Consider the following 7,521-nt stretch of genomic DNA (forward strand, 5'->3'; position numbering starts at 1 on the left):
AAAGCTCGGCTATAAATGGAATCATAAACGGGTGTATCGGGTATATTGTGAATTAAAGCTTAATCTGAGGGTAAAGCGTAAACACCGCATTCCTCCACGAAGCCCGGAAAGATAGTGTTTTAACTGTCAACAAAAACTTTACACATATCGAATAAAATTGCAAAATAACAACAGCCTAGAAATCGCCAACCATACCGCAAAATTAACACTAACTTACATTATATGCACAATTCGTCTTATAAACCGTGTACGCATAAATCGCAAGCTTACGCATAAGTGCCACAATAATAACCTTGGGCATCTTACCATTATCCTGCAACCTAGCCACAAAATCAGGATACAAGTTCTTTGAATAAGCAACCATTGCAGGCATATACAATGCAGCCCTATACTCAGGCTTGCCAACTTTCGATATGTGCTCTCTACCTTTCAACGATGTGCCAGATTCCATCTTGCGAGGATTCAAACCAAGATAGGCTACAAACTGATTCGCAGATTCAAACGTATTAATAGAAGCCAAAATCGACAACAAAACTGCACTGGAACTAAAACCAATACCCGGAATTGTCTGTAACAATTTATGCTTACGACCTAAATCTACATTACTCCTAAAAAATGCCCTCAGCATTTTTTCTACTTCCAATAATTGAGTATCAAAATGCGCTATATTGGACTCAACAAGATGCCTTACCAGCCCCGGAACCTCCAACAGCTTCACGCGCTCAGATACCCTCTGTTTCCTCAAACGATGATACATACCTACTAACAGCCTTAATTCCGCCACTGATTCATCTAATGGACTATACAACCTTGGCTTCATCGCTTGGCAATAATCGGCTATTAACAACGCATCACGCTTATCAGACTTCATACGCAACATACTGGCTTTAGCGAAATAATGAACCTTTGCCGGATTCTCTACAGATACGCACACATCATTAGCACCCAAAAACTCGACCAATGATTGCCAATATGCCCCAGTAGCTTCCAGACATACATGCACATCGTCATACAGAGCCAACAAACTCATCAACTCATCATAACCAGCCCGACTATTCTGCACTTTCAGATAAACCTCATTATCAGCATCAAGCACACAACAATCCAACGTTTTCTTGCTTACATCTATTCCCACATAAGTCATTGACCTAACCTTATATTCAGCTTCCAACAGCTAAGATAGTGTTCAAATTCCAGACTTGAAATACGCTTTACGACCATTGCTTGAATCTTTCCTACAACCTCTTTCGGTTTTGCTATCAGCCTAAGTCAATGGCCGCCGATGCAAGTAGCTAGTTTACATCCAAAATTATTCAATATTAAACAATTTCAGCTATATCCTATTCTAAACCCTAAAACCTTATCGCTCGCCGCTGGGCAGGGTTTGGCGCACAGAAACCACGCCAAACCCAACCCAAAGCGTACTTTCTACTCAGCCAGTCAAGGGGTATTCATAAAGATTTATACAGCCAAATCTTTACAAAGCTTCCCCTTGACTTATTTCAGATACCACACACTCACAAAGTAAAGATATAAAGATAAAACAAACTCATAACAAAATATGTCCCTAAACCCACACCTTGAAAAATTTTCCTCAATCTTACAGACGTAACACTTCTTGATAACTCACAAAAAAAAAGACCAATGCCTAACATCCCAAATAAAAAAGGTAAAAAAGAATCACTCATAAATCATCACCTTGCAGGTGTGTACCGCTCAGGCATCAAATTCAACGGCACCTCACCCCCAGTTTTATAAATCTTTGACTTATTCTCACCAGTATCCACACTTCCCGATATCTGACTTGTCAAGTTCTTTTGCCTGTAATTGTCAAATTTACCATTTTTTATAAATGATTCGCAATACGTTCTGGATACTTTTATCAAGGTTGCCTGCTCAGAATAACAATTGCATGATTTTTCCGATTTTATGCATGCCACTACCAACTGTAAATTAACCGGCTTTCTTAAATTATCATAAATTGGTGCTGATTCTGGATGATCGGGCAACCGTGGCATAAAATCTTCATCCCGAACACCTGTTTGACTGGCAGAATTGGCACTTGCAAACGTTACATTTTTCGGCGTTATCACATTCTCTACTTGCCCAGCTTCAACCGCTTCTACTTGCGGTTTTTCTTTTGTCGCATCATCGACCGCATCATATGCTGGTTTTAATGCTCTATAGATTAATATCCCTGCAATTATGATAATAATCGGAAACACTTTAAATGCTATATGCAACTTTGTCTTATGTTTGATATGAACTGAAGCTGATTTATATAATTTAAATGTTCTTTTATCTGGTTTATATGGACTGGATGGCGCTAATTTTAATGCTGTCTCTGATAGATTTTCCTGTGCTGAATTAAATTCGTAAATCTTTGTGCCAAGTGCTCTTCTTTCTATATGCCAATGCGTTGCTACCAGTCGCCTTACATATGAATCCAACATCATGGCATTTTGTGTTATCAAGATAAGTGTAAATCCATAATGCCTTAGTTCTTTAAGTGTCTGCACATACGGCGGCGGTGCCTTGGGTCCACGCAATGGATAAATGTAATCGCACTCATCCACTATTAAAACCGCCCCTTCTGGCAAGATTTCTTTTAATGAGCCACTGCGGATTTCATCATCTGATAGTTCATGTGCTTTTAACTCTCTGGCATTTAATCCGTCTATGTGATTAAAAAACAAGGGGCGAGGGGTACCGTCTTCATATGTGAATATCTTATTTTTGTTATTCAACCACATATGTAATACGTATGAGGTCTTGCCAGTCCCCGGCGTACCAGTTATCAGATAAATCATTTTTTCATTCCGAAAACTAATTTACTTGTTAATTGGTAGGTAACAACAAATGAATATGCACCGAATATATAACCGAGGGCAACACCTAACCCTGACATCAGAGCCAAATTATACATATCCTCTGGCATACCAGACATCGAACTTGAAACCCAGTTTTTTAACTTATCCAAAATCGCCTGCATCCCTGAGTATGAGACTAAGCCTATTCCTAACGCTAAAAAAATTCGAACTACAATTGAACTTAAAACTGATGTCAATACGGTTACAAAAGCTGGCATTATTTAAATCCTCTAAATACTATCATTCCTGCTGTTATGGTCCCGACCAGAATTACTAACATTCTAATTTTACGTGCAAATTCACAGGCTGGCTCATAACTGATGCTATAAGACCTTGACATAAAGGTAAATCGAATCGGTGACGGACAGGCACCATCGCTAGGAACAAAGTTATCAGGAGTTAAATCCATAACACTATCATCATCCTTATTCGGAACCTCTATATCCGTATCGGTTGGTAAATCACCAACAGGCATACAACCTACTGTATTTCCCAAGCCCTCGCATTTACCTTTTTCATCTCCTTCTTCCGAGCCATCACCTTTACCATTACCTTTGCCAGAACCGCTATTACTGCTGTTTCCTTTACTACCACTATTTATCCCATTAGGATTATTCGGCTTGCCAACTTTTGCGCTATCTTCGACGTCATTACGCCCAATTTGATTCACTTTTACGTTATTAACTGTAGATGAAACGCCGGAGCTCCCTGAACCGCCTAAACCAGCGTTGCCCGAAAGTTTGGGTTTCTCCCCAGCTCTATTCGGAGTAGCAGAATCAATCGAAACAGCATCTTGCACAGTTTTACCGGTTCTTGGATCGCGATACGGCTCTGAACCTATTACTGAAAATGACCCTTTACCCAATCCAGACTGTATATCCGCACTTTTTAACCGTGCAGCATCGCGAATCTCCTTACCCAACCCGTCAGAATTAATATAGGGCGTTGGGTTTTCTTTCATGTCATCAACTATATAACCTGAAATATCTACCAATGTGATTTTTTCTTCAGTAGACGAAACATAAGACTGAATAAAATAATTCATAGAATATTTCTGACCAGATTCTGTTTCATACATACAGACAAGTGTACCGTTACCCGGCTCTTCAGCACCTAAAAAACTAGCACTTCCGCCAGGTGTATCAATAGTAGGGATACAGTGAGATTTAGCAGCACTGGCTGCGGCTGCATAACTGCCAAAACCACGTACTTGACCACTACCACCAGACAAACAAAGTCCACCAGAACAATGATAACTATATTTATATTTGCGGACTAAGTCGCCTGATTTATTCCTTTTATAACCATCTTGTTCGGCTCTTGAACATACTCCAAATGGCAATTTAATTATATTAAGCCCATAATTTATAGCACAGACATGTGCGGCAATAACACCAGCAGCTATATTACATGTAGAATTTGTCAGACATCTTTGTATCAACGGTGGCAATACTTGTCTGGCTACCACGGCACCAACCCGGACAGCCCAGCCAACAGCCGGTAAAAATGCTTTTCTATAATAAACTGGACGAAAGGCATACCTATCTGTAGGACTATAACCGTATGCAACCTGTAAAAATTGATTTTTCAATCTAGCCTCATAGCCATGGAATGAATCTGTATACAAGGTTCGCAATTGCATATTTGTCTTAAATTCTGTATCGAATGAATCCGTATTTTGGTTATAATGCCATTCGCGTGCTTCCAGAACCGACGGGTCTAAATTAAATATTAATCTGCCATTTTCTGCAAAAATATAATTCCCTCCCGTAAACTGCATTATATTTTCTGCTTTAACGTTAAATGACATTAACATGCAGATTATTAAAATTACTCTTTTCATTTGCAGATTATCCAAACAAAAATAGCCGGCATGATTATGCCAAGAATGTAATATAAATCAATCATTTATTTTAAAGTAAGCAGCAAGCACGAAAAACAAACAAAAGAGAAACAATATACATACCCAAGTAACCGGAATATCAACCAAATCACTCAAAGTAACCATAAAATCATCTACAATACTCATGCCATCATCCTTAAAATCACTTTAAATTTATATGCCGACACAATTAAAAGGACAAAAATCCAGCCAATTACTTGCCCATCTATAAAATTTTCAACCTGTGAACATTCTGGCAAATTTGCGTGAATTACTTCACCTTGATATGTCCAGCTTTTGGAACTCTTGCTATAAACAGGGGATAAAATCCCCTGCTCAGTAAAAATAGGGACAGATTGAGAATAAACGTAATTATCAGCTTCCTGCTGATTTTTAAAGCAAATATTCCCAACCTGAACCCCCATTTTTAGCCCACCATTCGACGAATATATTTAAACACTAGAAGCGCAGCACCAACTGCGACTAATGCATACCCGTAAGGCTTTACCTGATCTGGAATACCGTTAATAGCATCAAGCCCCGGATCTGCTGCAAAAGCTGAAAGCGGCAATAACGCCATTGAACCTAAAGCGGTGATTTGCTTAAACTTCTTCATTTATACCTCCACTAAAAATCAAGAAATGACGGTAACTTAATTTATTAACATGACCGTCTAACATGTTAATTTTAAATAGGTTTAGAGCTTAATGGCTTCAAACTGATAATCTGGTTTAATGTCTGGTTACCTTTTTTGACTTGTTGGAAGTCAACATCTACTTCAATAGGTAATTTGCCTTTTAGATGCAATAATTTAATATGTGACTCGGCATTGCCATATTCATACTCTGCTGAATCTACACCGAATTCGTTAGTTGCACCCTCAAAAACAGGAAGTTGCAACGTCACGCGGCAATAGTCATACTGTGTGCCGTTTTCGGTTTGGCCTTTATTCCATTTAACTTTTAGTAACAATGCTTTCATTTTTAATTCCATTCTCTTTTAGGGTTTAAAATCTCATTTGGAGTCATATAAAAACGAGCCTCTTTCCATATGTTTTCGTACATAGCGTCTCTATATTCCTCATGCGTCATATGTTTCATTAATTTGGGTTTGGTTTTAGATTCAAATTCATCTCCTATTTTGTCCAGCAATTCGTCCACTGAATATGCCAACCGCTTATTTTGATGCATAAACGGAACAGTCAAGTTGTTACAAAAATATGCAGCTGTGTCTAACCTCTTTGGTACTTTTGCAACTGGATTTACTACAAAATCAAACACTTCTTCTTTGGTTAAATTTAATTCGTTATGCAGGTAGTTTAAAAAACCTGACGCCTGCATACTGGCATATTTCTGACAATGCTCAATGCTTACGGTTTCCTGCTTTTTTTTTAGCTCTATTCTCGCCACCTGTTCTTTATGATTTATAAATAATTGTTCGCATATCGGATATGCACCAGTCAGATACTGACCGGGATTTATTAATATGTCGTGCGGTATAATTATGTCTTTGTTTTTCAGTTCTAATTCAAAACGCACCCATTTAGATTGTTCATCACCCTGTTCTTTGCCTTTTTCATATATGCGGCAATATTTGCTTGATTTGCGTGACCCAATGTACAGGGTTTTGCCCCGATTTGTACCAGACAACCAGTCTGAGCCAACACATTCGGCCACTGGCTTTGTATACCGTGATGTAAACAGCCCTGATTCCCAATCTTGCAATGCCTGCTCTGGCGTATACTCACCCTCAATGAAATCGTGAGCTAAATCGCATCGGGTTATTCTTGCATTCGGCGCGAAGTCTTGCAGGAATTGATATAACCGATGCTCCCAGCCATCTTGCGCAGCCATCAATCCGGTACCAGTAAAATGAATGCACACTGTTTCTCTTTGCTGTGAACCACCAAAAGCTACATACCCATACGATACGCGTTCATTGCCCATCAAATAGGACATGCTATAACCATTACGACCTCGAGCAGCAGCAGATAGACCATAACCCATGATTTCATAGATAGTCCCGCTAATTAGCCCGGCAATCTCATCATCTGTAATGGCATCCAATGATGGATTAAAAACTAATTCCGGCATAGTCACGGTGAATGCATCTATATGCGCAGCAGTACCAATTCCCTTCTTGACTGGAATTTCTTTAATCTGCCCATTTTGCATGACCAGCACGGTTGACAGTGTTGAGCACTGTTCATATCGCCCCGTGTTACTAGTGGGGGCTTCCGTTTGCTGCGCTGTGTCAAGCTTGCTGCCGCGCTGACGCGCGCCCGCAGCTTTTGCCACAGCTTGCCCGTCAGATACATACCCCATACGCGCGGCATTAACACTCATAATTAACCACCTCATAAAGTGGAATACGCAAGTCTTCAGCAATTAACTTAGAGCGCTCACGACAGCAATCTGGTGCTGAAAAACAAAAAACATCCAAACACGCCCGCCGAGTAGGTGAAAGATAAAGCCTGAAAACACCACAACCTGGCTGCTTATAAAAATGCTCTAATTCCAAGCAAGGATACTCATAATCCTTACAATCCGAACCCACAGCCTCTAACGACTTGTCAAGATTTTTTTCGCACATAGAAATAGCCCTATATTCAATTTCTTAACTTCATTGTTAAGAACATTTAACACAGGGCTAATATATAAGGCTATCAGTGCCGAATAAACAAGGTGAATGCTGGTCAATGGATTTCATGAGTGACAGCAGTCGCAATCAACGGCGCTTTAGAACTTTCAATGTGATAGATGACTTTAA

The 7,521-nt window shown here is 39.5% G+C and carries 8 protein-coding genes; all 8 read right to left on the reverse strand.

Annotated elements, in window-relative coordinates; genetic code table 11:
• Positions 1-208 precede the first annotated feature (208 nt).
• The 8 genes from MJ764_RS11115 to MJ764_RS11150 all read right to left on the reverse strand — a co-directional run bounded on the left by MJ764_RS11115 (position 209) and on the right by MJ764_RS11150 (position 7,097).
• Positions 209-1,144: an IS110 family transposase gene (locus MJ764_RS11115; RefSeq protein ID WP_239327055.1), complete on the reverse strand. Its 936-nt coding sequence runs from the start codon at positions 1,142-1,144 to the stop codon at positions 209-211.
• A 550-nt stretch (positions 1,145-1,694) separates the two neighbouring features.
• On the reverse strand, positions 1,695-2,810 hold the full coding sequence (locus MJ764_RS11120) for a zonular occludens toxin domain-containing protein (protein WP_239327057.1): 1,116 nt from the start codon (positions 2,808-2,810) through the stop codon (positions 1,695-1,697).
• Entirely contained in the window at positions 2,807-3,088 is a 282-nt protein-coding gene (locus MJ764_RS11125; RefSeq protein WP_239327059.1) for a DUF2523 domain-containing protein, read from the reverse strand. The genes MJ764_RS11120 and MJ764_RS11125 overlap by 4 nt, the downstream gene beginning before the upstream one ends.
• Complete coding sequence (locus MJ764_RS11130; RefSeq protein ID WP_239327061.1) at positions 3,088-4,680, reverse strand: virulence factor TspB C-terminal domain-related protein; 1,593 nt, start codon at positions 4,678-4,680, stop codon at positions 3,088-3,090. The genes MJ764_RS11125 and MJ764_RS11130 overlap by 1 nt, the downstream gene beginning before the upstream one ends.
• A 215-nt stretch (positions 4,681-4,895) precedes the next feature.
• Positions 4,896-5,177: a hypothetical protein gene (locus MJ764_RS11135; protein WP_239327063.1), complete on the reverse strand. Its 282-nt coding sequence runs from the start codon at positions 5,175-5,177 to the stop codon at positions 4,896-4,898.
• A gap of 2 nt (positions 5,178-5,179) precedes the next feature.
• Positions 5,180-5,368, reverse strand: coding sequence for a hypothetical protein (locus MJ764_RS11140; protein ID WP_239327065.1), 189 nt, complete (start codon positions 5,366-5,368; stop codon positions 5,180-5,182).
• 71 nt (positions 5,369-5,439) lie between these two features.
• Positions 5,440-5,733 (reverse strand): hypothetical protein, encoded by a 294-nt coding sequence (locus MJ764_RS11145; RefSeq protein WP_239327067.1) that lies wholly within the window; start codon positions 5,731-5,733, stop codon positions 5,440-5,442.
• A 2-nt stretch (positions 5,734-5,735) separates the two neighbouring features.
• A complete protein-coding gene (locus MJ764_RS11150) occupies positions 5,736-7,097 on the reverse strand; it encodes a replication initiation factor domain-containing protein (RefSeq protein ID WP_239327069.1) in 1,362 nt (453 codons plus the stop codon).
• Positions 7,098-7,521 lie beyond the last annotated feature (424 nt).

Source organism: Snodgrassella gandavensis (assembly GCF_914768025.1).
Classification (GTDB): domain Bacteria; phylum Pseudomonadota; class Gammaproteobacteria; order Burkholderiales; family Neisseriaceae; genus Snodgrassella; species Snodgrassella gandavensis.